A 24,944-nucleotide genomic window follows, 5' to 3' on the forward strand; every position below is an offset into this window, starting at 1 on the left:
CGGGCATCAGAGTTCGATGACCTCGATAACGCGCCGCATGCCGGACCGGGCGTTTGGGCGCCTGTCGACGATCGCAACGTGATCGAGCACGACCGAGGTTCCGATCGGAAGAAGCTCACCGTGCCGGGCAGTGACGTGTGGCCGGTAGCCCTCTCGCACATGTCGTGAGTCGCCGGCGAATACTGCACCCGGTCCTAGCGGTTCGAGCAGTGCGTCCACCAATCGGAGGTGCAGCCCTAGGAGCTCAGGAGTGCGTTGCAGCGTCGCGACACTGACATCCTTCCTGCGACCGAAGCGGTCGTGGCCGGAGACCTGGGTCGGGATCCGGGCGACGTGGCCACAGGCATGCGCAACCGCCTCGACTATGTTCTCCAGACGCGCGGTTGTATCGAAGGGCGGCACGAGCGTGACGTGGGCGGGCCAGGAATCGGTGCGGAACTCGTGTCCCCGCTCGAGCGGCGACAGGAATGCGACGACGACGAGAGAAGCGACCTCGACATCGGCCGAGCGCCCGAGCGGTTCGCGTCCTGGCGCAATCACCGAGGGTGGGCTCCTCTCACGCTTTTGCTCGGATACTCTCACTCTCGCACGGAGGCGCTTGCCGTGGCGTTCCGAAAACGTGCAGGAGATGGCATCTCATGGGCGCCGCGAGGAGGCGCAGATAGCAGCCCGGAGGTGAACGTCGCCCCTTCGGTCCTTGCCGACAATCACCTCGACTTCTTGCCCGCTCGACGACGCGCGGCGCGATTCGGCAGGTCAGTCCTGAAGAGCCATTCGGGTGTCATGTGCTTGAACACAGTGTGATAGACGGGCGCAAGGGAGTTGTTGGGGGCGAGGCGCCGTGTCTCGACGATCATCTCGTGAGCGGCGCTCGAGAGACCGCGTGCCCACTGCACCCAGGCGTAAGCGCACCTGACCCATGCCACATCGGGGAGTGGGCAGTGCGCGATCGCTCGCCCGAGGAGGACGGCACCCGCGTGCAGCCGTTCGGGCGAGGGGATCTCGCGTGTCTGTCCGGTCAGGAGGTCTGACAGTCGCTCGTTGAGCTTGCTGTCGACTCCGCGAGCGTCCTGTTCCATCAGTATGTCGTTGGGTTCACAGCCGGCCTTGGCTGCCGCTTCACGCACCGCCAGTGTGCTGGACCAGGAGAGAGCACCCGTGGCAGGGCCGAATGCGATCTGCAGTATGGTCCGGTCCACGGCGCCCTCGGAGTCGATCTGGGCGATGAGCCGTGCCAATGTGCGTGCCGGTGTCTGCACCTGGTCGCGTTCCAGCGCCGTCTCGAGGAATTCCACTGGGTCAGGTGGTGCGACTTGTCGCAGGCGGCCGAACGAATCGCGCTCGGACTGATCGAAGCGTCGGGCGAGCACGAATTCGGTGACGCGTCGAGCGAGTCTCGGATCGGGCTCCGGCAACGTCACTGCCGGGTCGATGCGAGCCTCGTCTGGGATCTGTTTCGTGTGCGCCTCGATCTCGGATAACGAACGCGGAGTTGCGAGGTTGCCCTCGAAATACTGCATCCAGCCGTCACCGGCGACGATCGCAGCATCCTTGATGTGGTACCCGGATTGGTGCAGCCGCTCGAGAACGAGTCCGAAGGCGTCGTACCACTGCGGGCCGACTTCGCCGAACGGCTCATCTCGGTAGATGGCCACCGACACGCTCGTGCAATCGTCGAGCCGCGAGAGCGTTCCGAGCGCCGCCGTTGCGAGCAACCGTGCAGTGTCTGGCGAGGGCGACCGCTCTGTGCCGATTCGCAGTGCACGCGACGCTTGGTTACCAACGAATGGTGCGATGACGAGGCGATTGCGAACAGGCGCACCCGCTAGAACCGGCAGAAATGCGAGCAGCTCGGCCGTGGACAAGAGCTTGACGATGGGAATCGTGCTGGTGGACATGCGACCAATGGTGTGGCCGACGATGACCGCCGAGGAACGTGAGCACGCGATCTGGGGATAACTCCACCTGTGGATGATTCGACGCGCATATTGTCGTGCTCCGAGTCGGCGAAGGGCGCCGTCCAGGACAGCCCGCGGATGCTCGATTTGTTCAAGCGCTGGCCGGGCGGCATTTTGTACTTTCGCTCCATGGCTTCTCGGGAGCCCGGCTCCATGCACGGCTTCATCCGATTTCGTCCTCGACAGATCGCCTGCCGCCTACCGAGGAAACCTTGCTCGGCTGTCGGCGGCTAAGCCCAAGTACGACCCGGCCGGGTTCTTCCGCTTCCGGCAGCCGAGACCACCGGGCCTGTCCGACAGGCCCGACCGACTACCGACAGGGCGAAACGAAAGAGGTTCAAGCATGAGTAGTGTCATCTGCGGACTGGCCGTCTCCGTCGACGGCTTCATCACGGGCTGCGATACCGGCCCGGGACGCGGCCTCGGCGACGGCGGCGCTCTCTTCGACTGGTACGGCAGCGGGGACGTGCCCAGCAAGGTCTTCGACGGGTTCCACCTCACTGAGCCGAGCGCGCGGATCTTCGACGCGCTCGCCTCTCGAATCGGCGCATCGCTCGCCGGCCACACCACCTACACCGATTCGGAGAACTTCGCAGGAGGGGCGCCGCATCCCACGGCACCACTGGTCGTTCTGAGTCATAGTGCGTTCGCCCCGGCGAACGGTCGGCAGACGATTGTCACCACCGGCATCGGCGACGCCATCGAGGAGGCCAAACGGCTTGCAGCAGACAAGGACGTCGGTCTTATGGGCGGTGTCCCGGTGACAGAGGCGCTCAAAGCCGGGCTTGTGGACGAGCTGATCCTGCACCAGGTGCCGATTCTGCTTGGGGCGGGCAGGCGATTCTTCAACGCGCGTCCCGAACACATCCGGCTGCGCATCCGCGAAGTGGTCAGCGCGCCGGACGTCACTCACCTCCACTATGAGGTGCAGCGATGATCCTCGTCACCGGCGGCCTCGGCATGATCGGTGCACACACCGCAGGCGCCCTCGCCGATCGAGGTGAAGAGGTTGTCGTCACCGCCCACCGGAGCATGCAGGTGCCGTCGTTCCTCGTCGGCCGCGTCACGGTCGAAACCCTCGATCTCACCGACCGGGAAGCAATCCTTACCCTCGCCGACAGGTACGAGATCCGCGACATCGTGCACCTGGCCGGCAGCATCCCCGAGGCGAACCCCGTCGAATTCTTCCGCAGGGACCTCTCCGCACTGCTGAATGTGCTGGAAGCCGCCCGCGCCTGGGACGTGCGCCGGTTCGCCGTTGCGAGCAGTATCAGCGTCTACACCGGCCGACCAGAAGTCTCCTGGCGCGAGGAGATGGACTTGCCGCTTGCCAACCTCCCACACGCGATCGGCGCCTTCAAGAAGGCCGTCGAACCCCTCACAATGTCTGCGCTTGCTGGCACGCGAGTGCAGCCGCTCCTGCTCCGGATCGGGAGCACTTGGGGCCCACTGATGGATCCAGAATCGCCCTTCAACATCATCCCGCCTTACGTCGGAGCCCTGCGGCGCGGCGACGTGCCACCGGCCCTGCACGCCGACGACGGCGGCGACTTCGGCTACGCCCCCGACACCGGTCGTGCCATCGCGCTCCTGATGACCGCTGACCGGTTGTTCCACACTGCTTACAACGTCTCTAGCGGTCACCGTTACACGCATCGAGAGCTTGCGGATGCCCTGGCCGCGGCGGTCCCCGGCTGGCGCGTGGACGTGCTCGATGGCCGATCCGCTGGCCCGGGGGAGGACCCATACCTGGACATCTCCCGCTTGACTGCGGAAACCGGGTTCGCCCCTCACTTCGATGTCGCCGGTGCTGTTGGCCACTATGTCGCCTGGCGCACCGCCAATCCCCGCTGAGCACGCTCCGACGTGGCTGCAATCTCGTTCGCCCGCATCCGTCCGGGAGGAATCCGTATGGCATCATCCACAGCCGGCCGCTCGATGTCGGTTCGACTCTGCAGACCCTCAGACGCTTGTGGCTGTTGTGCGCTGCGGTCTCGCTGGTCGCTCTCGGCACTGCGGCGATCCTGGCCGCGGTCGATCCCAGCGACGTGAACTGGGTGGCTACCCCGTGTGGATGAAGGTCGAACAGGCGGTTGTCGGCATCATCATTGCCATCATCGCGGTGTACTTGCATAGGCGCGTAGTGCGGCTGGCGTTCTCCAGGAACCGCTGACAATCTGGTGCAGTGGGAGCGAACGTGGATTCGTATATCGAGCGGCCGCCGACGCCGGCGCTCGCCCACCTCGTGCGCACCGTCTGGGTCCACAGCACCGGCGCGGCGCCCTACCTGCAACGTCACCTGCCGACCGGCGGTGTCGAGATCGATGTTCCGCTCGGCGGCCGCCCGCGCCTCACTGGGCCGCTGACCGGCCCGCGCCTGGAGGTCATTCCGCCACACAGCACCATCATCGGCGTACGATTTCTGCCCGCGGCTGCGCCTCCGCTGCCCGTCATGCTCGACGAGCTGGTGGACCACCATGTCGACCTGGCGGACCTGTGGGGCGCCATGGCCGATCGACTCGGCGAAGCCATGGCCGAAGCGGACGGGGTCGAGGGCGCTGTGGCCGCCCTGGAGATGATTCTTCTGCGTGAATTCCGTACCGCGCAGAACGTGGACCGGCTTTTCCGGGAGGCGGTCTCCGTGCTCATGCCGTGGCGCCCAATGGAGGTCGGCGCGGTCGCCGCGCACATCTCGCTCTCAGAAAGTCAACTACGACGGCGTTCCCTCCAGGCGGCTGGGCTCAGCCCGAAGGTGCTTCAGCGAACGCTGCGCTTCCAAGGGTTCCTCGCCCTCGCTCAAGCCGGCAGCACGGCGACGGGCAGACGCGGCGCCGATGGAATCGCCGGCATCGCAGTCGATGCCGGGTACGCCGATCAGGCGCACTTGAACCGCGAATGCCTCCGTTTGACCGGCCTTACCCCCAGAGAACTGCTCCATGGCGATGTCGAACGGTGCGCTTGCGGTCACGATCACTCCGCGTCCTACCTGCCGTTTCTCGCCACTCGGACGGCGGGCGCACGGTAAGTGCAGTCGCCGGCGAATAGACGAAATCAGTCCCCGGCAAGGTACGCGTGCACCGAAGCCACCGCGACGGATCCTTCGCCCACGGCTGAGGCAACACGCTTCACGGAACCGGAACGACAGTCACCGACGGCGAAGACCCCGGGTACCGACGTCGCATACCGGCCGTCGGTGTTGACGAATCCACGGGCGTCGAGTTCGACGCCCGCTTCCCGAAGCCAGTCGGTGCGGGGGACAGCCCCGATCATGACAAACAGTCCACTCACCTCGACACGTACGTGGCTCGTTGGGCTCTCGTCGGACCAGACCACCTCGCGCAGGTGGTCATCGCCTTCCGCGGACAGCAGGTGCGACGCCGTATGAACGCTGATTCTGTCGTGGCTCAACAGACGCTGTGCGAGGTAGCTGGACATCGTCTCGGTCAGGCTGTCTCGCCGAACCAGGACATGCACATGCCGAGCATGCTGCGCCAGGAAAAGTGCGGCCTGCCCCGCGGAGTTGGCGCCACCGACCACCACGACGTCGCTGCCGAAGCACTCGCGAACCTCCAGCTCGGTTGCGGCATGGTAGACGCCTCGGCCCTCGAACTCAGGGATGCCCGGCACCTCCAGCTCGCGATACTGCACACCGGCAGCAACGACGACACTGCGCGTCGACACCTCGGTCTCGTCGTCCAACCTCGCCGCGAAGCCGTGCTGTGTGAGCCGGAGGGCGGTCACCGAGCGCGGAGCGACCAGCCGCGCCCCGAACTTCACAGCCTGCAGCGTTGCCGCTCGGGTCAACTCGCGGCCGGATATCCCACGCGCAAACCCGAGGTAGTTCTCGATCCTCGACGACGTACCCGCCTGACCACCGGGCGCCACCTCGTCGACGAGCGCCACCTGGAGCCCCTCGGATGCGCCGTACACCGCCGCTGCGAGCCCGGCCGGTCCAGCCCCGACGATGAGTAGATCAGTCGACTCGTTACCTTTGGGTGCGGCGAGATCGAGGCCAAACGCGATTGCCAGCTCCCGCGCGGTCGGCTGTGGAAGAACGCGCTGCCTGCCGGTCACCACCGCGGGCCCGGCCTCGGGCAGCTGGCAGGTTGCGATCAAAGCACGCCATGCCTCGCGGTCGCTCCGCAGAACCATCCGGTACGGCAGGTCGTTGCGCTCGACGAATGCCCGCATCGTGCGGAAGTCCCGGTCGCCCTCGTCTCCGGCCAGTACCAGTCCACCCTCGCCGCGCTGCACCAACAACCGCCGCCGCGCCTCGAAAGCGGCCATCAGGAAGTCGCCAACGACGATCGAGGAGGCCATCAGGCGTTTCACGTCCGAGGTCCGTACCCGAAGCAGGGCGCTGCCCTTCGCCGCAGCCCCCGCGAGGAACGCGGGCTGCCCCATCAGCATGCCTAGTTCGCCGACGAAGTCGCCGGTCTCGACCACGAATACCACTCGGCCGTCTCTGCGATCGATGAGGTGAATCACGCCGTTCAGCACAAGGTAGAGGTCGTAATCATCTCCGGCATCCCACAGCACCTCGTCCGCATCCAAGTGGAGTACCTCACCGACGGAAGACAAAGACTCCCGCACCTCCGGCTTGAGCTCCGGCCAGGAGTCATCGTCGAGCGGCAGCTCGTGGTGCGAAGAGAAGAACGTGCGGTCGTCTGGGGAAGGGCTAAGACTCACGGCATCCGACGGTAAGCACTGCGCCGTTCGAGGTCTTGAACGGATCGCGCACCGAGCGCGTACCCGGCGGCCCCGGCGACGGGCGGGCCACCTCTTCGCTCACCCAAGCGTCATGCGTGCGGTGTCGAGCTCGTAGGCTGCGCTCGCGAGGCGGGCGACGGCGGGCTTCACCGGGCGTAACGCCGCGGCAACGGCGCGGACCGCGATTCTCGGCACATGTCGCACGGAACCCGTGCGGCCCTGTTCCTGCCTGACGCGCTCGGCGAGCTGATTCATGGTTATGGGATCGCCGCCGAGTTCCGTGACGTGCCCCACAAGGAATGTCGGTGCCACTGCGCGAGTGATCTCGCGGGCGACGACGGCGACGCTGACGAAGCCGATCGGGTTCTCGCCTCGCCCGAGTACCACCGGGCCGCCCCGTCTTCCCGCGGAGGCGCCGAGGATCTCGATCCAGGTCTCCAAAAAGGGCAGCGCCCGCACGATGCTCCAGGGCGATCCGCTGGCCCGCAGGTACTGCTCAGCCGCCCATTTCGCTCTGGCGAGTTCGAGGGGACTGTCTGGATCCGCCCCCACCACGGACATCATCACGATCGATGCGCCGCTCGACTCAACGGCTTTCTGGAGATTCCTGTTGCCGAGCATGTCGACGGATTCAGGCGTCTCGCCATCATGCCCGATGAGTCCGCACGCCGCCGACACGACGACTCGGACCCCTTGGACGGCCGGCACGAGCGATTCTGGAGCTCGAAGGTCGCCAAGGACGTAGTCCGCGCCGTGCACTCGCGGGATGCGATCGGGGCGACGTGTGAGCACGCGGACCGACTCGCCCGTGGAGACAAGGCTCTCCACCAGGGTTGGGCCGAGAAAGCCGGTTCCACCGGTGACGAGGATCATGGGATGGCGGTTTCGCCGGTTGTCACGACACGGGCGGAGGTCGTCGCATCCATGCCGGAGCGATCGACCGGCTCCATGTAGAAGCGGCCAGCGGTGAATACTCCGTCTCGAACGCTGAACAGCACGGGACCGCCCATCTCGAACCGGATGCCGTCCCTGCGGGTGCCCTGCATGGACCACTCCGTCCACACGAGGTTGCCGGCAGGATCACTTCGCAGTACGCGCGCCCGCAAATCGGGTACCGCACCGAATATCTGCCGCCAGTTGCTCTCGACTTGATCGCGGCCCTTGAATCCCCGGGCGGGATGCGCCGGTGTCTCGTTGACGAAATCAGGAGCAAAGCAGGCGACAAGTCCAGCTATGTCGTGTCTGTCGGTCGCGTCGGCGAGCTTCTCGACAAGAGCCGTCGGCGAGGTGTGAGTCGTGGACATCTTCGTCACCTCATATTTGATACAGTCGATTGTATCTAAAATCAGTATGGGACCGAGGATGCCTGCCGTCAATAGCCGCCGACCGTACGACTCGACATCGCGACGTGAACGTGCCGCGCGTGCGCGCGCGAAAGTGCTCGAGGTGGCGCGTGTGCGCTTTCTGCGCGATGGTTACGCGGCCACGACGGTCTCCGCCATCGCAGCCGACGGGGGAGTGTCGCCCGAATTCGTCTACAAGGCATTCGGGAGCAAGGCAGGGCTCGCGCGTTCCCTTGCCGAGAATGCTCTCCTTGGGGAAGGGCCGATACCCGCTGAGCAGCGAAGCGACGAGCTGCAAGCCGCGGTCCACGATCCGCGCAGCATCATCACGGCCTGGGCCGCCCTGACTCTCGAGGTCGCGCCCCGCGTCGCCCCGATCCTTCTCTTACTGAAAGCCGCAGCGGCTTCGGACGATGAGGTGTCCAGGCTGGCCGCGTCCCTTGAGGAGGAACGGCTTGCGCGCATGGCTCACAACGCGATGGCGATCCGCCCCCATCTCCGAGTCGGGATGACGGATGCCGAATGCCGAGACATCCTGTGGACGTACAGTTCCCCCGAGTTGTACGACCTGCTTGTCATCCATAGGCAATGGCCTCTCGAGCGTTATGGGCGGTTCATCGAAGAAGGCATGGCTACGGCGATGCTGGGCTGATTGTCCATTCGGCGTGCGGTTGCCTCAGCCTCCGATCCGCCGCGCTCGAGCGAGGAGGTAATCGCGTTCAGGTTTCGAGCGAGTTCCACGCGCGGCTGCCCGGTACTCCGAGACGGCGGCCTCGATGTCGCCCAACCGCTCGAGAAGGTGCGCACGCACGGCTGCCACGCGTTGCGGGTCGACCGGCTTGCCGCTGCGGAGGAGCCGGTCGATGCTCGCCATTCCGACCTCCGGGCCACGCACCATCGCTTCCGCGACCGCGGCATTGAGCGTCGCCACGGGGTTCCCGGTCTCGCGCTCGAGAAGCCGGTACAGCACCAGGATCTGCCGCCAGTCCGTCGACTCGGTCGTCGGTGCTTCGTCATGGAGCGCGGCGATGGCGGCCTGCAACGCGTAGGGGCCGGCTCCGCCGCGGGGGAGTGTGCGCTCGAGGATGGCGACGCCCTCATCGATGAACTTTCGATTCCAGAGGGAACGGTCCTGCTCGTCAAGCGGCACAAGACGTCCGCTCGGCGTGCTCCGAGCCGGCCGACGAGCGTCCGTCAAAAGGAGCAGCGCCAGCATGCCTGCGACCTCGCCGTCGTCGGGGAGTGCGGCATACAGCATCCGGGCCAGGTGTATGGCTTCGTCCGTCAGCTCGACGTCGTTGATGCTGTCGCCCGAGGCGACCGTGTGGCCCTCCGAGAACATGACGTAAATGACCGCAAGCACGGCGTCGAGCCGGTCCCGTGAGCCGGCTGGCGCCGGGAACGCTGGGCCTGCTTCGCGGATTCGCGCCTTCGCTCTGCTGATGCGCTGTGCGACAGTGGCCTCCGGCAGCAGGTAGGCGTGCGCGATCTGGGCGGTGCTGAGGCCGGCGACCGCGCGCAGCGTGAGGGTTATCTGCGCCGAGACGGTCAGTGCCGGGTGGCAGCAGAGCTGCAGCAATTGCACGCTGTCGTCCGCGTGCGAAACGGATGCTCCGCTGAGCGGCTCATGCAACGTCACCTGCGCCTGTTCACGGTCACGTCTGCTGCTCTCGCTCCGGATCTGATCGATGAGCCGGCGCCGAGCAGCCGTGACAAGCCAGGCTCGTGGGTCGTCGGGCCGACCGGAGCGCGGCCACTGCTTGATTGCAGAGATGAGGGCTTCTTGCACCGCGTCCTCGCAGATGTCGAACTGGCCGGCACCATATCGTCGCAACAACGCCGCGAGGACCTGCGGCGCGAGTCCACGCAGCAGGTCCTCGATCGGTGCTTCGGTCACATGTCCGCCCCGGCGGAGTACATCACCGGCCGGATCTCGAGTGCCAGCCCGTCGATGCCGGCGTCGGGAATCTGCTTCGCGAGCTCGATGGCCCGCTCCTTCGATTCCACGTCGACGAGGTAGTAGCCGCCCATGAACTCTTTGGTCTCGGCGAACGGGCCGTCCACGACCTCCGGAACTCCGCCTCGGCTGCGCACGACCGTCGATTGGCTGGGATCGCCGAGAGCGTTGGTGCTCAACATCTCGCCCGTCTCGCTGATCGCGGAGATGAAGTTCTGGTGGCCCTCGCCGACTGCGGCCATCTGTTCCTCGCTCAGGGCGGCGAGCACATCAGGGTCGACCTGCATAAGGATGAGGTATTTCATGGCTTTTCCTCTCGTTCGGTCCGCCACCGATCGGGGCGGTCACAGACAGGTCGGAGCCGGTCGTCGATTTTCGACACTCTACTGACCGAAGGCGTCGATGTGACGAAGCCGGATCAGGCAGATCACTCCGAGGACAGCCATGGTCGCAGCGGCAACGAGCGACGCGGTTTGGATGCCCGAGCAGAACGCGTCCCCTGCTGCCGCCTGGAGCCGCAGGGCAATGGCGGGGGAGAGGTGCCGAGCGACGAGGTGTGCTCCGGACAGGCTCTCGCGCGCGGCATCCTGCTGATCCGGTGTCAGGAGTGCATCGACGGGAAGGCGCAGCCGGTACACGAACGTCACAAGGCTCCCGAGCACGGCGATGCCGAGCGCGTAGCCTAACTGACCACTCGTCTCAGAGGTCGATGCAGCTGAGGACGCCTTTTCGAGCGGCACCGACCCGACGATGATGGTCGTGCCCAACGTCGGGAGCGGCGCGGCGCCCAGGCTTACGAGTGCGAAGCCGACGACGAGAGGCCAGGGCCCCGTGTGCGGCGTCACCTGTGCGACGACGACGAGTGCGACGGCGACGAGCAGCAGGCCGGCGCCGATGATGACTCCCGGCCGCACGTACCGGCCGATCAGGGGCATCACGACGAACCCCAGCACGCTGACCAGTGCAGCGGGCACGGTGAGCAGTCCGGCTTGCAGCGGATCGGCGCCGGCGACCAGCTGGAAGTACTGGGCATTGAGCATCATGAGCGGACCGGTGAGGAGCGTCATCAACATCAGGCTGAGGAGCACGAGAGCGAAGCCGCGACTGCGGAACATGGTGAGGTCGAGGAGCGGGCGACGGCGAGCATCCACCATGAGGAGACGCTGGCGGCGAACGAACACGACCGCGCACGCGATGCCCACGGCGATTGCGCTGATCGAGGCGGCTTGGATGCCCGTGCGCGCGATCTCCTTCACGCCGTATACGAACGGCAGGATCGCGGCAAGCGAAAGGATGACGCTCCACCAGTCGGTGGAGCCGGCTCCGGTCGTGCCCGGCGTCTCGGGAAGCAGGATCGGGCACAGAACGAGGAGCACGACCATGACAGGCACACCGAGGAGGAAGATCGAACCCCAGGGGAGGCGGTCCAGGAGGACTCCGCCAACGAGCGGGCCGATGATCATCCCGCCCATGAAGCACGCCATGAACACGCCGATCGCGACGGAGCGCTGGCGGTTGCTTCGGAAGAGCCCGCTGAGCATGCCGTACAGGGCCGGGGTGAGGGCTGCAGCGCCGATGCCGCACAAGGCCCTCGCGAGGATGAGCGTTCCCGACGTGGGAGCGAACGCGGCCAGAAGGGAGGCTGCCCCGAAGACGGATGCCCCGACCATGACCATGCGCCGTCGCCCGAACCGATCGGCGAAGGATCCGAACGTGATCAGGAGTCCCGAGAGGAGGAAGCCGTACAGGTCGATGATCCAGAGTTGCTCGCTGCTGTTCGCACCCAAGTCCTGGGCGATGCGGGGGAGTGCGAGAAGCACCACTGATCCGTCGATCGATGTGATCAGGGCGCCGAGCGCCAGGACCGCGAGGCCGAGCCATTCACGGGGTCCCGCACGGTGCTCCGTGACCGGTTGTTCCGGTGCGGTTGAAACGGTGACGCTCATGGTCGGCCCCTTCGTGTCGATTGCGTTGACATAAAGGGGTCGGAGCCGGCGGCGGATTCTCTACACTGCGGGACTCGATCGGCGTGGAATGAAGTGAGTTGACATAATGTGCATTATCGGCCAACTACTGACCCGCTCGGATGGGTGGCCGGCAACGGCACTTTCTCTCATGCATCCTCTCGTCGGCCAGCGTTCTGCTGTCCCGGTTGATCGGAAGCTGGTACATACGATGGCGTCCGAGCCGCAGGGTCGCTGATGCCGAGGTCGTCGTTACGACATTGCGTCGTGAGCGTTCCTGTTGTGCGTCGGCTGAGCCTGCCTGCACGGGTCCGGGTGCCACATCGTCTGGACGCACCGCCTGTGTCGAGATGATCAGCGCAGTTCTGGCCGCGCTCCTGCGCCGCGTGGCACACCGGGAACACCACGCCGAGAAGCTGACATAACGTGTACGGCCCTGCTTCGATCGACGGAAAACGGCCCCATCGTCGCGTCACCGCCGCTGTGCGCCAATTCGTGAGTTTCAGTGCGATGAGTGCCGATATGCGACCGTCCGGCGTTAGGCTCAGCCGAAAGCACCCAGCTTTTTCACAGGAAAGGTTGCGTCATGTCCTCTGATACACCTGCAGCGAAGATGGCGGTGAACGGTATCCGCACGGCGCTCGGCCTTGGCGGCCTGATCGCCCTCATCGTCGGCATCATCATCCTCGCCTGGCCAGGCCACGCCGCCGTCGCGCTCACCGCGGTCGTCGCGGCGTACGCCATCGTCGGAGGCCTGGTCTACGCCGGTCTCGGCATCTTCTCGAAGTCGATGGGCGGGTGGGCGCGGGTGGGCCACATCGTTCTGGGCGTCCTGTTCGTGATCGCAGGCATCATCGCCTTCGCGGAGCTCGCCGTGGCCGCGGTGTCCCTCGCCGTGTTCATCGGCATCCTCGTCGGCATCATGTGGATCGTCGAAGGTGTTGTGGCTCTCACCACGATCGGCCTGTCCGGCTCGAAGGGATGGTCTGTCTTCTTCGCGATCCTGAGCATCGTCGCAGGCATCGTCCTGCTGTTCTCGCCGCTGTGGGGTGCGATCGTGCTGTGGTGGCTGCTCGGAATCTGGCTGGTGGTGCTCGGCATCATCCAGATCGTGCGGGCGTTCACCTTCAAGAACTAACGGCCTGAACTCAGATGGCGCCGGGCACAGTGATTGGTCCGGCGCCTTCTTGTTTCAGGGCAAGAACGACAAAACCCCGTTCACTCCGAAGCGGTATTGCGATCACTCGGCAGCTTGCGCGCCCACCAGTCGAGGATGATTTCGAAGCGCTGCACCCTGTGCCGAGGCCGGCCGGAGCGGCTCAACTCGTGATCCTCTCCGGGGAACACGACCAGTTCGGTGTCCACTCCCCCGCGCTTGAGCGACGAGTAGTACCGCTCGGCCTGAGAGAGCGGGCAGCGCAGGTCGTTCTCGGAGTGCATCACGAGCGTGGGCGTGCGCACGTTGTCCACGTGAGCCTGTGGGCTCTGCGTTGTGATCTGCTCCCGGTCGAGGCCGGTGTAGCCCTCGGAGAAGAACGAACCGATGTCGCTCGTACCTACGAAGAATTCGGGATCGAGAAAACCGCGCTCGACAATGGCGCCTGCGAAACGGTGATCGTGCGCGATCGTCCATGCCGTGAGGTACCCACCGTATGAGCCCCCGAGGATGCCCACGCGTGAACCGTCGAGCTGCTCGTGCGATGCCACAGCGGCATCCAGGAAGTCCAGCACGTCGTGCATGTCGACGGTGCCCATGCTGCCCTTGATCACGCGGCCGTGTTGCTGGCCGTACCCGGCAGATCCTCGCGGATTGCAGTAGACGACGGCGTAGCCGGCGTTCGCGTACACCTGCGATTCGTCGAAGAGATGCACGGAGTACTGCGCGTACGGACCTCCGTGGATGTTGAGCAGCACCGGATGCGGCCCGCTGCCCTCCGGCAGCACAACCCAGCCGTGCACGGGGTAGCCGTCGCGCCCCTGGGTCTCGAACTCGGTGGGGGTGCGGATGCCCGTTGCGCGCACGTCTGCGGAGAAATCGGTGAGCACGCGCGCGGCATCCTTCACGGCAAGGATGTCTTCGGCCTCGTCGTCGTCCGCAAGCGGCTCGTGTGTCTCGGCTCGCACCTCGAGCTTCGCGAGATCGACCACTGCGAGGTCGCCGAACGTCGACGGGGACTGGAACGAAAACGCCACGGTGTCGCCGGCAGCGGCGACGCCCGTCACCTCGCGGTCGCCGACGAGCACGGATGCCTCGCCTTGCTCGTTCACGCACAGCAGCGTCACCCGGCCGCGCTCGGTGTTCTGCACGAGGACACCTCGCGCCGACAGCGTCACGGTGCTGCCCGTCAGATCGACGGTCTCGGGGTCTGTGAGTCGTCGCGGAGCATCCCCGATCTCCTCGATCACGTACAGGCTCGAGTTGCGCGCGACGAAATCGAGCCCCGACTCCCCCATGTCCTGACCGAGGAAATACAGCGCACCGTCTGCTGCGAGCGCGACCGCACCCGGATTGCTGGAGATGGAGAGGTTGGCATCGGGCCCGATGACGCTCACGGCCTCCCCCTCCCCTACGGGAACCAGCGTGAGGATGTTGCGCAGATCCGAATCAGCGCTCGAGTGGCCGTCCGAAACCAGCGCCACGTAAGTGCCATCCGCCGTGAATGCGATGGCGCCGTGCTCGGCAACGTCGCTCGTGAGCTGTCGTGGCTCCGTCACGATGGGGCGAGCCTCGGCCGGCCCGTTCTCGGACGCGACAGGTTGCACGACGGGCGCTGCGGACAGATCAGGAGCCGCAACGATGTACACCTGCGCGTGCCGGTCGTGCAGCCAACCCAACCCGTTCGCCTTGTAATTGAACGTGGTGATCCGGCGTGGCGGCTCCGCCCCCGCGTCCACTCCATCCACGCTCCCGTAGCGGCCCCGTTCAGGTTTCCTGGATACGAAGGCCAGTGAGGCGCCGTCTGGCGACCACGCGAAGCTCGAGACGCCCAGCTTCCGGTCCGTCACCCTGATCGGTTCGCCCCCGGCCGTCGCCATCGCATACAGCTGCGCGGGTTTGCCCGGCTCGCTTCTGAGGAACGCGATGGCCGAGCCATCCGGCGAGAATTGCGGGTCCGTGTCATTGAAACCACGCGTGATGCGCCGCGGGGCCGTGCTCCCCTTCACATCGGCGGACCAGAGTTGTCCCACGTAGGCATCGGCGTCCAAGTCGGGGTTCGAGGCGGCCACGACCGCCGTTCCGCCGTCGGGGCTCAGCGTCGGCGACGAGAGGGAGACGAGGTGGGTGATGTCGGCGGGCCTCACGCGCTCAGGCCTCCACCTCGAAGTCGCTGATGTCGCCGATCAGCCTCGTGTGGTCATCCGGAATGGGGGCAACCACCGCCTGTGCCACCTCGGCCGCGAACTCGCTCACGTTGTAGAGCCGCCCTGCTGACTCTTTGCGGGCCTGGATCGCCCCCGGGTTCGCGCGCTCGAGCAGCGTGGCTGTGATGGTGCCCTCGATCATGTCGCCGGAGACGACGACGAAGCCGATGCCACGGGCATCCAGCTCGGGAATGAGTTCTCTAAGCGCGTCTTCGCCGGCTCTTTTGCTGATCGCGACGGCCTCGTATTCCGGCATGGTCGGCGTCGTGCGGATGAAGTGTGCCTGGTGGCTCGTCACGAACACCACGCGTGCACCATCGCCGAGCAACGGAAGTGCCGCATTCAGCACCCCGACCTGCGCGTCGCGGTTGAGCTTCATGGCGTAGTCCGGTTCCATGCCCGACTCCATGCCTCCCGATGCGTTCAGCACGAGGATGTCGAGCCCGCCCAGCTGTTCCCGCACCGTCTCGAACATTGCGGCCACGGACGCCTCATCGGTGAGATCCGCACCGACCAGCAGTGCAGTTCCGCCGGATGCCTCGATCGAGTCGGCGAGCTTGCGCGCCCTCGCCTCTTTGTTGCGGTAGTTGATCACCACGCTCGCGCCGGCCTCGGCGAGATACCGCACTGTGTCCGCGCCGATCCCTCTGGACGAGCCTGTGACCAGGGCACGCTTTCCGGTCAGCGACGACGGGGCGAGTGGGTTGCTCACGATCAGGTCTCCTTGGGTCTGGAGGGCGGGACTACGGCTGGAAAGGGCACCACGACAGTATCTCAAGGCCCGATCGTGGCTGCGATCTTGCCTGTAGACCGCGCCGTACAGGGGTGCGACCGGCATGCTGGTAGCGTCGGGGTGAGCGCGAAGGGAGCGTGAGCGGCATGGATGCCATATCGGCTTACGCGTGGATCGGCTGGCTCGTCCTCATCCTGGTTTTCGTGATCGTCGAGATGCTCTCGCTCGACTTCGTGTTCCTGATGCTCGCCGTCGGATCGCTCGGCGGTCTGATCAGCGGCCTGTTCGGGCTGCCGTGGTGGGCCCAGCTCATCGTCGCTGCAGTGCTCTCGATCCTGCTGCTCTTCCTACTGCGGCCACGTCTGCTGCACGCATTGCGCCGCGGCGGCGATCCGGCCAGGAGCAATGTCGACGCCCTGCTCGGCCAGGAAGGCCGGGTCGTTCAGTCGTTCGGCGGGCACGACAAGGGTCTGGTGAAGCTCTCGAACGGCGAGGTCTGGACATCCAGACTCGCAGCGGGAGAGGCATCCGCCGATGCTCAGCTCGAACCGGGCACGCGCGTGCTCGTGATGGCGATCGAGGGTGCGACTGCGGTCGTCACTCCAGCTGGAGGTCCGTCCTTGTGAACAATGTGGAGGTTCTGGTCGTGCAGATTGTCGTAGCGATCATCGTGGTGATCGTCGTCATCTTCGTGCTCGTCACGTTGTTCCGGGCGATCAGGATCATCCCGCAGGCCAGGGCCGGGGTCGTCGAGCGCCTGGGCCGCTACCACAAGACGCTCCTCCCTGGCCTGAATCTGCTGGTGCCGTTCGTCGACAGGCTGCGGCCGCTGATCGACCTGCGGGAGCAGGTGGTGAGCTTCCCGCCGCAACCCGTGATCACCGAGGACAACCTCGTGGTCTCCATCGACACGGTGGTGTACTTCCAGGTCACGGATGCCCGTGCCGCCACCTACGAGATCGCGAACTACCTAGGGGCAGTCGAACAGCTCACCACGACCACGTTGCGCAACGTCGTTGGCGGCATGAACCTCGAAGAGGCGCTGACCAGCCGGGACAACATCAACAATCAGCTGCGCGCAGTGCTCGACGAGGCCACGGGCAAGTGGGGAATCCGGGTCAGTCGTGTCGAGCTGAAGGCGATCGACCCGCCAGTGTCCATCCAGGACTCGATGGAGAAGCAGATGCGCGCCGAGCGCGACCGCCGTGCCCTCATCCTGACGGCAGAGGGCACGAAGCAGTCGGCGATCCTGACCGCAGAGGGCACGAAGCAGGCTGCCATCCTGAATGCCGAGGGCTCCGCGCGCGCGGCGGTGCTCGAGGCTGAGGGCCAGGCCAAGGCCATCCAGACCGTGTTCAACGCGATCCACGCCGGGCAGCCGGACAACCTGCTGCTCGCGTACCAGTACCTTCAGACTCTGCCCAAGATCGCGGCCGGCGCGTCGAACAAGCTATGGCTCATCCCCAGCGAGTTCAGCGAGGCGCTGCGTGGCATCGGTGAGGGCTTCGCGAGCAAGGGAGCGAATCCGTTCGGCTCGTTCTTCCCGCCTCCGGACACCGGAGCGTCGCCCTCCGGGGCGGCCGCATCAGGCGGCGCACCGGCAACGGTGGCCGACGGTTCTGTGTCCGACGGGTCCGTGTCCGACGGATCTGTGCCAGACGTAGGAGCGGGCGACTACTCCGGCCTGACCGACGAGTCGGCGGAAGCAGCAGTGGCCGCGGCCGAGAAGGAGGCAACGAGGGCCGAGGATGCCGCCCCCGCCGGAATGCTCTCGACCCCGGTCGCCGAGGCAACGGCACCCGCGCCGGCATCGACCGATCCATCCTCGCCCGGCCCCACGACTCCAGGAAGTGCCTCCGAGCCGGACACGACGCCGTAACCCGACGAATGCCCGGCCCGGTCGGCTTCTTCGATGGCGCTCCCCCTCGTGTCATCGCGCACCGCGGACTGGCATTGGAGTGCTCCGAGAACACGCTCGAGGCCTTCCGGGCCGCGCTCGACGCGGGTGCGGACATCCTCGAGACCGATGTGCAGGCCAGCGCCGACGGCGTCGCCGTGCTCTGCCATGACGACGACCTGCTGAGCCTGGCAGGAATCGACCAGCCGGTCGAAGCGCTGACGGCTAACAGATTGCTGGACGTAGCTCTGGTCGGAGGGGGCCGCTTGGCCACGCTGCGCGAGGCGCTGGAAGCGTTCCCCGAGGTACGGTTCAACATCGATGTGAAGACGGACGCCGCACTGCTGCCCACCATCGCTGCGATCAAGGATGCCCGCGCCGAGCAGCGCGTGCTCGTCAGCTCGTTCCGTCAACGCCGTCGTCGCCGCGCTGTGCGTGCGCTTGCCGGCTGTGCCACCTCGGCCTCCACCCCCGGCGTTGTGCTCTGTCTGGTGGCCGCTCGGCTCCGACTCCCTCCGCTCGTGCGGTTCGCGCTGCGCCGCGTGGACGCCGTACAGGTACCCCGCAGACGATCGGGGCTCACCGTCGTCTCCCCCGCTTTCGTGCGGGCCGTGCATCGGGCCGGCAGGGAGGTGCACGTGTGGACGATCAACGACCCGCACGAGATGCGTGAGCTTCTTTTGAATCTGAGAGTCGACGGCATAGTGACGGACCGTTGCGATCTTCTCCGAGACCTGCTCGAACCGCGTAAACGCGCGTAGCGTGAGGCTCGCACGGGAGAAAATCACCTGAAAGGCGGCTGAATCTCCTGGCGCGCCGGGCAGAGAATGCCCAGCTTGACGGTTTATAAGTGTGGAGGCATCGCGAGAAGGGGACCACACAATGGCAGATCGCAGCTTGCGCGGAATGAGACTCGGCGCTCAAAGCTTACAAAGCGAAGAGGGCGTCACGTTCTCGGCCCGCATCAACTACAACTACAAGTGCTCGAACTGCGACAGAGAGACCTCGGTCGTGTTCGCTGCAGACGCAGAGGCTCCCGAGACGTGGGAGTGCAAGTACTGCGGACACGAGGCCACGCTGCTCGTGAACGACGCACCCGTCGAGGTGGACCGCTCGGACGCCAAGGCTCCGCGCAGCCACTGGGACATGCTGCTCGAGCGCCGCACCCGCGCCGAGCTCGAGGAGTTGCTCGAAGAGCGCCTCGCCTACCTGCGCGCACGACGCGGGGAGCACAAGATCGGCGCCTGACACGCCGCAGGGGCTTTGCCCCGCACTGGTGATCACGCAGCCTGCCGCGGCAGGCTGCGTTTTCGTGTGTATGGGCGGCATGGGCGCAGACGGTGTCCGCTATCGGCGCTAGCCGGTTCGCTTCGCCGCGGCCTCGAGAGCAAGAACTCGGCGCCGCAGGGCGGCCTGCCCGGTCAGCGCCGACGCCGCAACGGGCGGCCCGTGATGCCCGCCACTGCGAGTGCGCCGAGACCGAGGCCGCACGCGAGCACGGTCAACGCGGGGCTCAGCAGGGTCGCGAGCGTCGTGGTGGTGCCGAGCGGCACATCCGCGAGCATGGCTCCCGGCCGGTAGGCGGGGATCTGCGCGATCGTGCGCCCGTCTGGCGCGATGATCTGGCTCGTTCCGACCGTGGAGATGTTGACGAGGCTGCGGCCGGTCTCGATGGCTCTCAGCCTCGCGATGGCCAACTGCTGCATGTTCTCTTTCGTGCGACCGAAGTCGGCGTTGTTGGTCTGCGCCAGGATGACCTGGGCACCGCCGTTCATCATGTCGGTCGTGAGACCGTCGTCGACGATATCGAAGCAGATCGAGATGCCGGCGCGGACTCCGTTCACGTCGAACACGTTGCCGCGTGTTCCCGGCGTGTACTGGCGCTGGATGAGGCCGAGCAGATCGGGCGCGAACGGCAGCCAGAACGATCTGTCGGGTACGTACTCGCCGAACGGCACGGGATGCCTCTTGTCGTACAGGTCGACGGCACCCTTTCCTTCCTTCCACAGCAGGGACGTGTTGAAGTACTCGCCGTGCCGGTGTGTGATCGTGCCGACGATCATCGGAGCGCCCAACTGAGTGCTCAGGTTGTCGAGCACGTCGGCGGATGACCAGTCTCGCGTGGGATCGATGTCGGCGCTTCCCTCCGGCCACACCACCATGTCGGGATGCCTGCCGATCAGGGGCCGGGTGGCTTCGATCTGCGCGTTCATCACGTCGCCAGGCTGTGCCCGGTCGAAGTACCCGGCGGGTCCGTTGCCCTGCACAGCCCCGACGCGGGTCGTGCCAGACGTCGGTGTCGGCCACGCCGGGATCGCCAGCACGAGCGCCACTGCGGCCACGGCGATGCCGGCGCGCACCCGGGGACGCGCGGCCGCGGCATCCTTGCGGTTCAGGGGCACCGGTTCGAAGGACCGCCTGCGGTATCGCACGCACTCGATCGCCAGTGCGACGAGCCACACGACGAGGAACGAGACGCCCGAGATGCCGAACCACGCGACGAGGTGGGCCAGCGGACTCTCGGACTGGGAAAGCGCGGCACGTCCCCAGGCGAAGCCGCCGTACGGCCAGTTGCCCGAGACCCACTCGCGCGCGGTCCACAGACCCGCCACCGACACCGGGAGCATGCCCAACCGGCCAGCGGCCGAGGGGAACGCACGCGGGATCCAGCGGTACGCGAGGGTGATGGAGATCGCGCCTGCTGCGAACAGGAGTGCCTCGAACACCGACAGCGCCAGCCACGGAATCGGTCCCAGATACAGGGCTGTCCACGAGACCTGCGTGAGATAGAACGTGAGTCCCGAGCAGAACCCGACCAGGGCGGCCGCCCCGATCGACCTGCCGACGAGGGCGACGAGCATGAGCGCAATGCCGGCGAACGCGAGCGGCCATACATCGAGCGCAGGGAACGCGCCGTCGTACACCACTCCCCCGCCTGCGCCGAGGATGACCGCGAGCCAGAGCGGGAGCGGTCGACGCGGCGGATTCACGATGTCCGAGCATATCCGTAGCACCGATGAACCTGCCGTGCCGGGTGCGTACGGCGAAATGGGCGCGTCTACGCCGGTCAGGCGACGCCGGAGTATGCGACGATGCCCCTCCGCACGGCGAGCAATGCGTCACGCGCGACGGGCGCCAGCCGACCGGTCGCGACGCCGGAGAGCTGGTCGAGCAGGTCGATCACCTGTTTGGCCCAGCGCACGAAGTCGCCGGCGGGCAGATCCGCCTCGGTGAGCACGGCGGCGAGTGAACGGCCGGATGCCCACTGGTGCATGGCGATGCAGAGTGCGGTGGAGAGCGGCTCACTACCTGGCAGGCGGTGTTCGCGTTCCAGATCGTCCAGCTTCGCCCACAGCTCCTCGGTCTTGGCCAGGGCCTCACGGAATGCACCGCGCGGGAGGAAGCGCTCTGCCGGATTCGGCTCCTCGCGCCGCGGCTCGAATACGAGCGCACACGCCATCGCCGCGAGCCCTGGCGCGTCGAGCTCGGCCCAGACGTTCCGCCGCAGACACTCGGCCACCAGGAGGTCGCGCTCTCCGTAGATGCGGCCGAGCACGCGGCCGTGCTGTGTCGGTGCCAGCGCCCCTTCCCGCTCGGAGAGGTACCCGAGTTCGACGAGCACGTCTGCGACGCGGTCGAAGACCGTGGCCACAGCGCCCGTGCGGGTGCGGATCTGGCGCGTGAGGGCATCCGTCTCCCGCTTGAGGCGCCACCAGCGCTCGGCCCAGCGGGCATGCTGCTCGCGCTCCGCGCATCCGTGACAAGGATGCTGCTTCATGCGCCTGCGCAGATCGGCAAGCTCCCTGCTCCGCGACTCCCGCGCAGCGGCGCTCTGCGAGCCTGCTCTGGCACTCTTGCGCTCGAGTTCGGTCAGTTGGCGGCGCAGCGCCGAGTACTCGGCGAAGTCTCCGAGGTGGCACTGCATGGCACGCTCATACCCTGCGAGCGATTCCTCCTGCTTGCGCACCGTGCGGGCAAGGTCGACGACCGCGCGATCGGCTTGGAACTGCGCGAACGAGGACTCGAGCACCTCGCGTGTGCGCTCCCTGCCGAACTGTGCGATGAGGTTGACCGCCATGTTGTAGGTGGGGCTGAAGCTCGAGTTCAACGGGTAGCTGCGTCGGGATGCGAGCGAAGCGACCGCCTGCGGATCCAGACCGTCGCGCCACTGGATGACGCAGTGGCCTTCGACATCGATGCCGCGGCGTCCGGCACGGCCCGTCAGCTGCGTGTACTCACCCGGCGTGATGGGAACTCGCGCCTCGCCGTTGAACTTCTCGAGCCGCTCCAGCACGACGGTTCGGGCAGGCATGTTGATGCCGAGGGCGAGGGTCTCGGTCGCGAACACGACTTTCACGAGCTTGCGGCGGAACAGCTCTTCCACGACCTCCTTGAAGGCGGGAAGCAGACCGGCATGGTGTGCGGCGACGCCGCGCTGCAGGCCCTCCAGCCACTCCCAGTACCCCAGCACGGCGAGGTCTTCGTCTGCGATGGTGCGGCAGCGTTCCTCTGCCACGCGCCTGATCTCCTCGCGTTCATGCGCCTCGGTGAGGCGGATGCCCGACCGCAGCGTCTGCGACACCGCCTGATCGCAGCCGGCGCGGCTGAAGACGAAAACGATCGCCGGGAGCAGATTGCGTTGGTCGAGCAACCGGATGACGTCGGCGCGGTCGAGGCGGTCGGAGTCGCCGCGGCCGTGCCCGCGCCGTCTGCCGCGGTCGCTGAACTGGCGCGACCCGGACGGTCTGCCGCCGAACCTCGCCATCTGCACCAGCTCGGGGTTCACCCGATTCGCTGCGCCCCTCGCCGCCGATTCGAAGAGGTCGACCAGGCGCTGTCGCACGAGCACGTGCTGCTCCAGGGGAACTGGTCGGCTTTCGGAGACGATCACATCAGTGTCGCCGCGCACCGCCTGCAACCAGTCGCCGAATTCCTCCGCATTCGAGACCGTCGCAGACAGGGAGACCAGTCGCACCTCGCTCGGGAGGTGGATGATGACCTCCTCCCATACGGCGCCTCTGAACCTGTCGGCGAGGTAGTGGACTTCGTCCATGACCACGTACGCGAGGTCTGCGAGCAGGTCTGAGTCCGCGTACAGCATGTTGCGCAGAACCTCGGTGGTCATGACCACGACGCGCGCGCCCGCATTCACGTTGGTGTCGCCGGTGAGCAGGCCGACGGCATCCGTTCCGTACTCGTCGGCGAACTCCTGGTACTTCTGGTTCGACAGCGCCTTCATCGGTGTCGTATAGAAGACCTTCGCGGTGGGATCCCTCATGGCCAACGCCACTGCGAACGCCGCGACGACGGTCTTGCCTGCTCCGGTCGGCGCCGCAACGAGAACGCTGTGGCCGTCCTCGAGGCTTGCGCACGCCTCCACCTGAAACGGATCGAGGTCGAATCGCTGGCTCCTGCGGAAGTCCTCGAGGCGTGGATGACCCGTCCTACCGCGGGATGCCGAATAACGTTCCGCGGGCGAGAGCTGCTCGGTCACCCGATCAGCCTAGGGTGCGTGGCGGAAGTCGGCTCAGCGAGCGGAGGCGGCGGCGTCGCCCGGCTGCGGATCGAAAGCGCAGCCGGTTTGCTGCGGGCCCCGCACTCGACGGTGAGCTCGGCTATCCGGCAGCGAGTTCGGCATCGATCTCGAGCGCGCGCTTGGCGACTCGGCGGTCGTGCAGCCAGGCCACGCACCACGCGAGGATGTAGAGCACGACGAGCGGCAGCGCCAGCAGGAACATGGAGATCACGTCTGCCGAGGGAGTCGCGATCGCCGTGAAGACCATGATCGTCAGGATGGCCCAACGCCATGACTTGATGATCGCCTTCGCGCTGATGACTCGCATGAAGTTCAGCAGGACCACGAACACCGGCAGAACGAAGGCTATGCCCACCACGATGATGAGCTTGAGCACGAAGTTGAAGTAGTCGGACGCGACGAGCAGGGTGGTCTCGCCGCTGGGCACGAAGCTCGTCAGCACGCTGACGATGTGCGGAACGACCCACCAACCGGCCGCGCAGCCGGCGAGGAACAGCGGAACGGCGGTGAAGAAGAATCCGAACGTGTAGCGCTTCTCTTTGCGGTTCAGCCCAGGGGTGAGAAACGCGAAGATCTGGTACAGCCACAGCGGTGACGTGATGATGACACCGATGTAGACGCTCAGTTGCAACTTCAGATCGAAAGCCGCCGTGACGTTGGGCCAGTTGATGCTTGCGTGTTGCGTCTTTGCAATCTCGTGCACCGGCAGGCTTATCGCATCCCACACGAACGGCTCGAGGAACCAGCCAGCTATCGCGCCGACCAGAATTCCGCCGGCGATCCACATGAGGCGGTTCTTGAGTTCCCGAAGGTGTTGCCCAAGGGACATCCTGCCGTCGGGGTTGCTACCGCGCTTGGTTCGAGCGGCAGTGCTCACGGCAGCTAGATCTTGTCGGCGGGCTTGTCAGCCGCGGCGGGCTCGGCCTTGGCCTCGTCCTTCGAACCCTTGGCCGTAGCGGCCGCCTCGTCTTCTTCCTGCCCCTCGCGGATCTCCTTCTTGAAGATTCGCGTCGACTGACCGATGCTCCGCGCCAGTGCGGGAAGTCGAGTCGCGCCGAACAGGAGCACGATAATGAGCAGGATGATCCAGATGTGCCATCCGCTGAACAGATCGCCAAGCATTTCAATGTCGCTTTCGCAGTAGGTGGGAGAACCGACTCGGGTCGGCACTCACGAGGAGTTTACCGCGTCGGATCCGTGCTTCCCGCCGAGTATGCCTGATCGTTGCACGGCGCACACGCCGGGCCTGCCATTCCTCGGCGAACTCACGGGCCGGGCGGAAGGCCGCCGGATGGAACGGCGGCTCGGCCGGCTCGTCGTCTGATCGCGCCGATAAGGCATCCGTCTTGTCGGCGAGATCGCCGAGAGCGGCCAGAGCGGCCATCGCCTTCACGAACAGCCGGTAGGCGAGCCACGCGACCATCGCAAGTAGCGCCAAGACCAGCACCACCCAGATGACGAGCCACGACCACCACGGCATGGT

24 protein-coding genes and 1 pseudogene are annotated in these 24,944 nt (G+C 66.2%); 10 read left to right on the forward strand and 15 right to left on the reverse strand.

Going from position 1 to position 24,944, the window contains the following annotated elements; translation table 11 throughout:
• Nucleotides 1-6: 6 nt before the first annotated feature.
• Both ACO2Q7_RS00725 and ACO2Q7_RS00730 read right to left on the reverse strand, forming a co-directional pair.
• Nucleotides 7-540: a 2'-5' RNA ligase family protein gene (locus ACO2Q7_RS00725; RefSeq protein WP_423353735.1), complete on the reverse strand. Its 534-nt coding sequence runs from the start codon at nt 538-540 to the stop codon at nt 7-9.
• 167 nt (nt 541-707) lie between these two features.
• Nucleotides 708-1,898: a hypothetical protein gene (locus ACO2Q7_RS00730; RefSeq protein ID WP_423353736.1), complete on the reverse strand. Its 1,191-nt coding sequence runs from the start codon at nt 1,896-1,898 to the stop codon at nt 708-710.
• Nucleotides 1,899-1,971: 73 nt separating this feature from the next.
• Here ACO2Q7_RS00730 and ACO2Q7_RS00735 point away from each other — a divergent pair.
• The 4 genes and pseudogenes from ACO2Q7_RS00735 to ACO2Q7_RS00750 all read left to right on the forward strand — a co-directional run.
• Nucleotides 1,972-2,220: pseudogene (locus ACO2Q7_RS00735) on the forward strand (BBE domain-containing protein); the annotation flags it as partial.
• 81 nt (nt 2,221-2,301) lie between these two features.
• The gene (locus tag ACO2Q7_RS00740) at nt 2,302-2,895 is read left to right on the forward strand and encodes a dihydrofolate reductase family protein (protein ID WP_423355924.1); all 594 of its coding nucleotides are present in this window, start codon (nt 2,302-2,304) and stop codon (nt 2,893-2,895) included.
• The gene (locus ACO2Q7_RS00745) at nt 2,892-3,812 is read left to right on the forward strand and encodes an NAD-dependent epimerase/dehydratase family protein (RefSeq protein ID WP_423353737.1); all 921 of its coding nucleotides are present in this window, start codon (nt 2,892-2,894) and stop codon (nt 3,810-3,812) included. The genes ACO2Q7_RS00740 and ACO2Q7_RS00745 overlap by 4 nt, the downstream gene beginning before the upstream one ends.
• Nucleotides 3,813-4,155: 343 nt before the next feature.
• Nucleotides 4,156-4,983, forward strand: coding sequence for a DUF6597 domain-containing transcriptional factor (locus ACO2Q7_RS00750; protein WP_423353738.1), 828 nt, complete (start codon nt 4,156-4,158; stop codon nt 4,981-4,983).
• Between the two features lie 26 nt (nt 4,984-5,009).
• Here ACO2Q7_RS00750 and ACO2Q7_RS00755 read toward each other — a convergent pair whose 3' ends face one another.
• The 3 genes from ACO2Q7_RS00755 to ACO2Q7_RS00765 all read right to left on the reverse strand — a co-directional run bounded on the left by ACO2Q7_RS00755 (nt 5,010) and on the right by ACO2Q7_RS00765 (nt 8,044).
• The gene (locus ACO2Q7_RS00755; RefSeq protein ID WP_423353739.1) at nt 5,010-6,647 is read right to left on the reverse strand and encodes an FAD-dependent oxidoreductase; all 1,638 of its coding nucleotides are present in this window, start codon (nt 6,645-6,647) and stop codon (nt 5,010-5,012) included.
• 99 nt (nt 6,648-6,746) lie between these two features.
• Nucleotides 6,747-7,541, reverse strand: a complete 795-nt coding sequence (locus tag ACO2Q7_RS00760) for an SDR family oxidoreductase (protein ID WP_423353740.1) — start codon at nt 7,539-7,541, stop codon at nt 6,747-6,749.
• Nucleotides 7,538-8,044, reverse strand: coding sequence for a nuclear transport factor 2 family protein (locus ACO2Q7_RS00765; RefSeq protein ID WP_423353741.1), 507 nt, complete (start codon nt 8,042-8,044; stop codon nt 7,538-7,540). Before ACO2Q7_RS00765 ends, ACO2Q7_RS00760 begins: the two co-directional genes overlap by 4 nt.
• Between ACO2Q7_RS00765 and ACO2Q7_RS00770 the strand changes: the two genes are divergently transcribed.
• A complete protein-coding gene (locus tag ACO2Q7_RS00770; RefSeq protein WP_423353742.1) occupies nt 8,031-8,663 on the forward strand; it encodes a TetR/AcrR family transcriptional regulator in 633 nt (210 codons plus the stop codon). The two genes, ACO2Q7_RS00765 and ACO2Q7_RS00770, sit on opposite strands and share 14 nt — an antisense overlap.
• 24 nt (nt 8,664-8,687) lie before the next feature.
• On the opposite strand, the gene ACO2Q7_RS00775 is transcribed toward ACO2Q7_RS00770, so the two are convergent.
• The 3 genes from ACO2Q7_RS00775 to ACO2Q7_RS00785 form a co-directional block, all read right to left on the reverse strand.
• Nucleotides 8,688-9,908 (reverse strand): RNA polymerase sigma factor, encoded by a 1,221-nt coding sequence (locus ACO2Q7_RS00775; RefSeq protein WP_423353743.1) that lies wholly within the window; start codon nt 9,906-9,908, stop codon nt 8,688-8,690.
• The gene (locus tag ACO2Q7_RS00780; RefSeq protein ID WP_423353744.1) at nt 9,905-10,273 is read right to left on the reverse strand and encodes a YciI family protein; all 369 of its coding nucleotides are present in this window, start codon (nt 10,271-10,273) and stop codon (nt 9,905-9,907) included. The genes ACO2Q7_RS00775 and ACO2Q7_RS00780 overlap by 4 nt, the downstream gene beginning before the upstream one ends.
• A 78-nt stretch (nt 10,274-10,351) precedes the next feature.
• The gene (locus ACO2Q7_RS00785) at nt 10,352-11,914 is read right to left on the reverse strand and encodes an MFS transporter (protein WP_423353745.1); all 1,563 of its coding nucleotides are present in this window, start codon (nt 11,912-11,914) and stop codon (nt 10,352-10,354) included.
• 604 nt (nt 11,915-12,518) lie between these two features.
• On the opposite strand from ACO2Q7_RS00785, the gene ACO2Q7_RS00790 reads away from it, so the two are divergent.
• Nucleotides 12,519-13,070 (forward strand): HdeD family acid-resistance protein, encoded by a 552-nt coding sequence (locus tag ACO2Q7_RS00790; RefSeq protein ID WP_423353746.1) that lies wholly within the window; start codon nt 12,519-12,521, stop codon nt 13,068-13,070.
• An 80-nt stretch (nt 13,071-13,150) separates the two neighbouring features.
• Here the strand turns inward: ACO2Q7_RS00790 and ACO2Q7_RS00795 are convergent, their stop codons facing one another.
• Nucleotides 13,151-15,235, reverse strand: coding sequence for a S9 family peptidase (locus tag ACO2Q7_RS00795; protein ID WP_423353747.1), 2,085 nt, complete (start codon nt 15,233-15,235; stop codon nt 13,151-13,153).
• 4 nt (nt 15,236-15,239) lie between these two features.
• The gene (locus ACO2Q7_RS00800; RefSeq protein ID WP_423353748.1) at nt 15,240-16,007 is read right to left on the reverse strand and encodes an SDR family oxidoreductase; all 768 of its coding nucleotides are present in this window, start codon (nt 16,005-16,007) and stop codon (nt 15,240-15,242) included.
• Nucleotides 16,008-16,174: 167 nt separating this feature from the next.
• On the opposite strand from ACO2Q7_RS00800, the gene ACO2Q7_RS00805 reads away from it, so the two are divergent.
• The 4 genes from ACO2Q7_RS00805 to ACO2Q7_RS00820 all read left to right on the forward strand — a co-directional run bounded on the left by ACO2Q7_RS00805 (nt 16,175) and on the right by ACO2Q7_RS00820 (nt 19,173).
• Nucleotides 16,175-16,654 (forward strand): NfeD family protein, encoded by a 480-nt coding sequence (locus ACO2Q7_RS00805; RefSeq protein WP_423353749.1) that lies wholly within the window; start codon nt 16,175-16,177, stop codon nt 16,652-16,654.
• Nucleotides 16,655-16,674: 20 nt separating this feature from the next.
• The gene (locus ACO2Q7_RS00810) at nt 16,675-17,907 is read left to right on the forward strand and encodes an SPFH domain-containing protein (RefSeq protein ID WP_423353750.1); all 1,233 of its coding nucleotides are present in this window, start codon (nt 16,675-16,677) and stop codon (nt 17,905-17,907) included.
• Nucleotides 17,908-17,915: 8 nt separating this feature from the next.
• Nucleotides 17,916-18,686: a glycerophosphodiester phosphodiesterase family protein gene (locus ACO2Q7_RS00815; RefSeq protein ID WP_423353751.1), complete on the forward strand. Its 771-nt coding sequence runs from the start codon at nt 17,916-17,918 to the stop codon at nt 18,684-18,686.
• Between the two features lie 121 nt (nt 18,687-18,807).
• The gene (locus ACO2Q7_RS00820; protein ID WP_423353752.1) at nt 18,808-19,173 is read left to right on the forward strand and encodes an RNA polymerase-binding protein RbpA; all 366 of its coding nucleotides are present in this window, start codon (nt 18,808-18,810) and stop codon (nt 19,171-19,173) included.
• Between the two features lie 173 nt (nt 19,174-19,346).
• Here the strand turns inward: ACO2Q7_RS00820 and lnt are convergent, their stop codons facing one another.
• From lnt to ACO2Q7_RS00845, 5 genes are all read right to left on the reverse strand, one after another.
• Nucleotides 19,347-20,915 carry an apolipoprotein N-acyltransferase gene (gene lnt / locus ACO2Q7_RS00825; RefSeq protein ID WP_423353753.1) on the reverse strand — a complete coding sequence of 523 codons (1,569 nt, stop codon included), beginning with the start codon at nt 20,913-20,915 and terminating at the stop codon, nt 19,347-19,349.
• 77 nt (nt 20,916-20,992) lie between these two features.
• Nucleotides 20,993-23,419 carry a DEAD/DEAH box helicase gene (locus ACO2Q7_RS00830; RefSeq protein WP_423353754.1) on the reverse strand — a complete coding sequence of 809 codons (2,427 nt, stop codon included), beginning with the start codon at nt 23,417-23,419 and terminating at the stop codon, nt 20,993-20,995.
• Nucleotides 23,420-23,540: 121 nt separating this feature from the next.
• Complete coding sequence (gene tatC, locus ACO2Q7_RS00835; RefSeq protein WP_423353755.1) at nt 23,541-24,338, reverse strand: twin-arginine translocase subunit TatC; 798 nt, start codon at nt 24,336-24,338, stop codon at nt 23,541-23,543.
• A gap of 5 nt (nt 24,339-24,343) precedes the next feature.
• Complete coding sequence (tatA, locus tag ACO2Q7_RS00840; RefSeq protein ID WP_423353756.1) at nt 24,344-24,583, reverse strand: twin-arginine translocase TatA/TatE family subunit; 240 nt, start codon at nt 24,581-24,583, stop codon at nt 24,344-24,346.
• A 1-nt stretch (nt 24,584) separates the two neighbouring features.
• Entirely contained in the window at nt 24,585-24,941 is a 357-nt protein-coding gene (locus ACO2Q7_RS00845) for a hypothetical protein (protein ID WP_423353757.1), read from the reverse strand.
• Nucleotides 24,942-24,944 lie beyond the last annotated feature (3 nt).

Origin of the sequence: Rathayibacter sp. KR2-224 (genome assembly GCF_049446075.1) — a bacterium.
In the GTDB taxonomy this organism is placed as follows: Bacteria; Actinomycetota; Actinomycetes; order Actinomycetales; family Microbacteriaceae; genus Humibacter.

What these genes read in the sequence shown, in the direction of transcription:
- ACO2Q7_RS00730 (WP_423353736.1), bottom strand. Translation starts at nt 1,898, where the DNA reads ATGTCCACCAGCACGATTCCCATCGTCAAGCTCTTGTCCACGGCCGAG.
- ACO2Q7_RS00740 (WP_423355924.1), top strand. Translation starts at nt 2,302, where the DNA reads ATGAGTAGTGTCATCTGCGGACTGGCCGTCTCCGTCGACGGCTTCATC.
- ACO2Q7_RS00745 (WP_423353737.1), top strand. Translation starts at nt 2,892, where the DNA reads ATGATCCTCGTCACCGGCGGCCTCGGCATGATCGGTGCACACACCGCA.
- ACO2Q7_RS00760 (WP_423353740.1), bottom strand. Translation starts at nt 7,541, where the DNA reads ATGATCCTCGTCACCGGTGGAACCGGCTTTCTCGGCCCAACCCTGGTG.
- ACO2Q7_RS00770 (WP_423353742.1), top strand. Translation starts at nt 8,031, where the DNA reads ATGCCTGCCGTCAATAGCCGCCGACCGTACGACTCGACATCGCGACGT.
- ACO2Q7_RS00780 (WP_423353744.1), bottom strand. Translation starts at nt 10,273, where the DNA reads ATGAAATACCTCATCCTTATGCAGGTCGACCCTGATGTGCTCGCCGCC.
- ACO2Q7_RS00785 (WP_423353745.1), bottom strand. Translation starts at nt 11,914, where the DNA reads ATGAGCGTCACCGTTTCAACCGCACCGGAACAACCGGTCACGGAGCAC.
- ACO2Q7_RS00790 (WP_423353746.1), top strand. Translation starts at nt 12,519, where the DNA reads ATGTCCTCTGATACACCTGCAGCGAAGATGGCGGTGAACGGTATCCGC.
- ACO2Q7_RS00805 (WP_423353749.1), top strand. Translation starts at nt 16,175, where the DNA reads ATGGATGCCATATCGGCTTACGCGTGGATCGGCTGGCTCGTCCTCATC.
- ACO2Q7_RS00815 (WP_423353751.1), top strand. Translation starts at nt 17,916, where the DNA reads ATGCCCGGCCCGGTCGGCTTCTTCGATGGCGCTCCCCCTCGTGTCATC.
- ACO2Q7_RS00820 (WP_423353752.1), top strand. Translation starts at nt 18,808, where the DNA reads ATGGCAGATCGCAGCTTGCGCGGAATGAGACTCGGCGCTCAAAGCTTA.
- tatA (WP_423353756.1), bottom strand. Translation starts at nt 24,583, where the DNA reads ATGCTTGGCGATCTGTTCAGCGGATGGCACATCTGGATCATCCTGCTC.
- ACO2Q7_RS00845 (WP_423353757.1), bottom strand. Translation starts at nt 24,941, where the DNA reads ATGCCGTGGTGGTCGTGGCTCGTCATCTGGGTGGTGCTGGTCTTGGCG.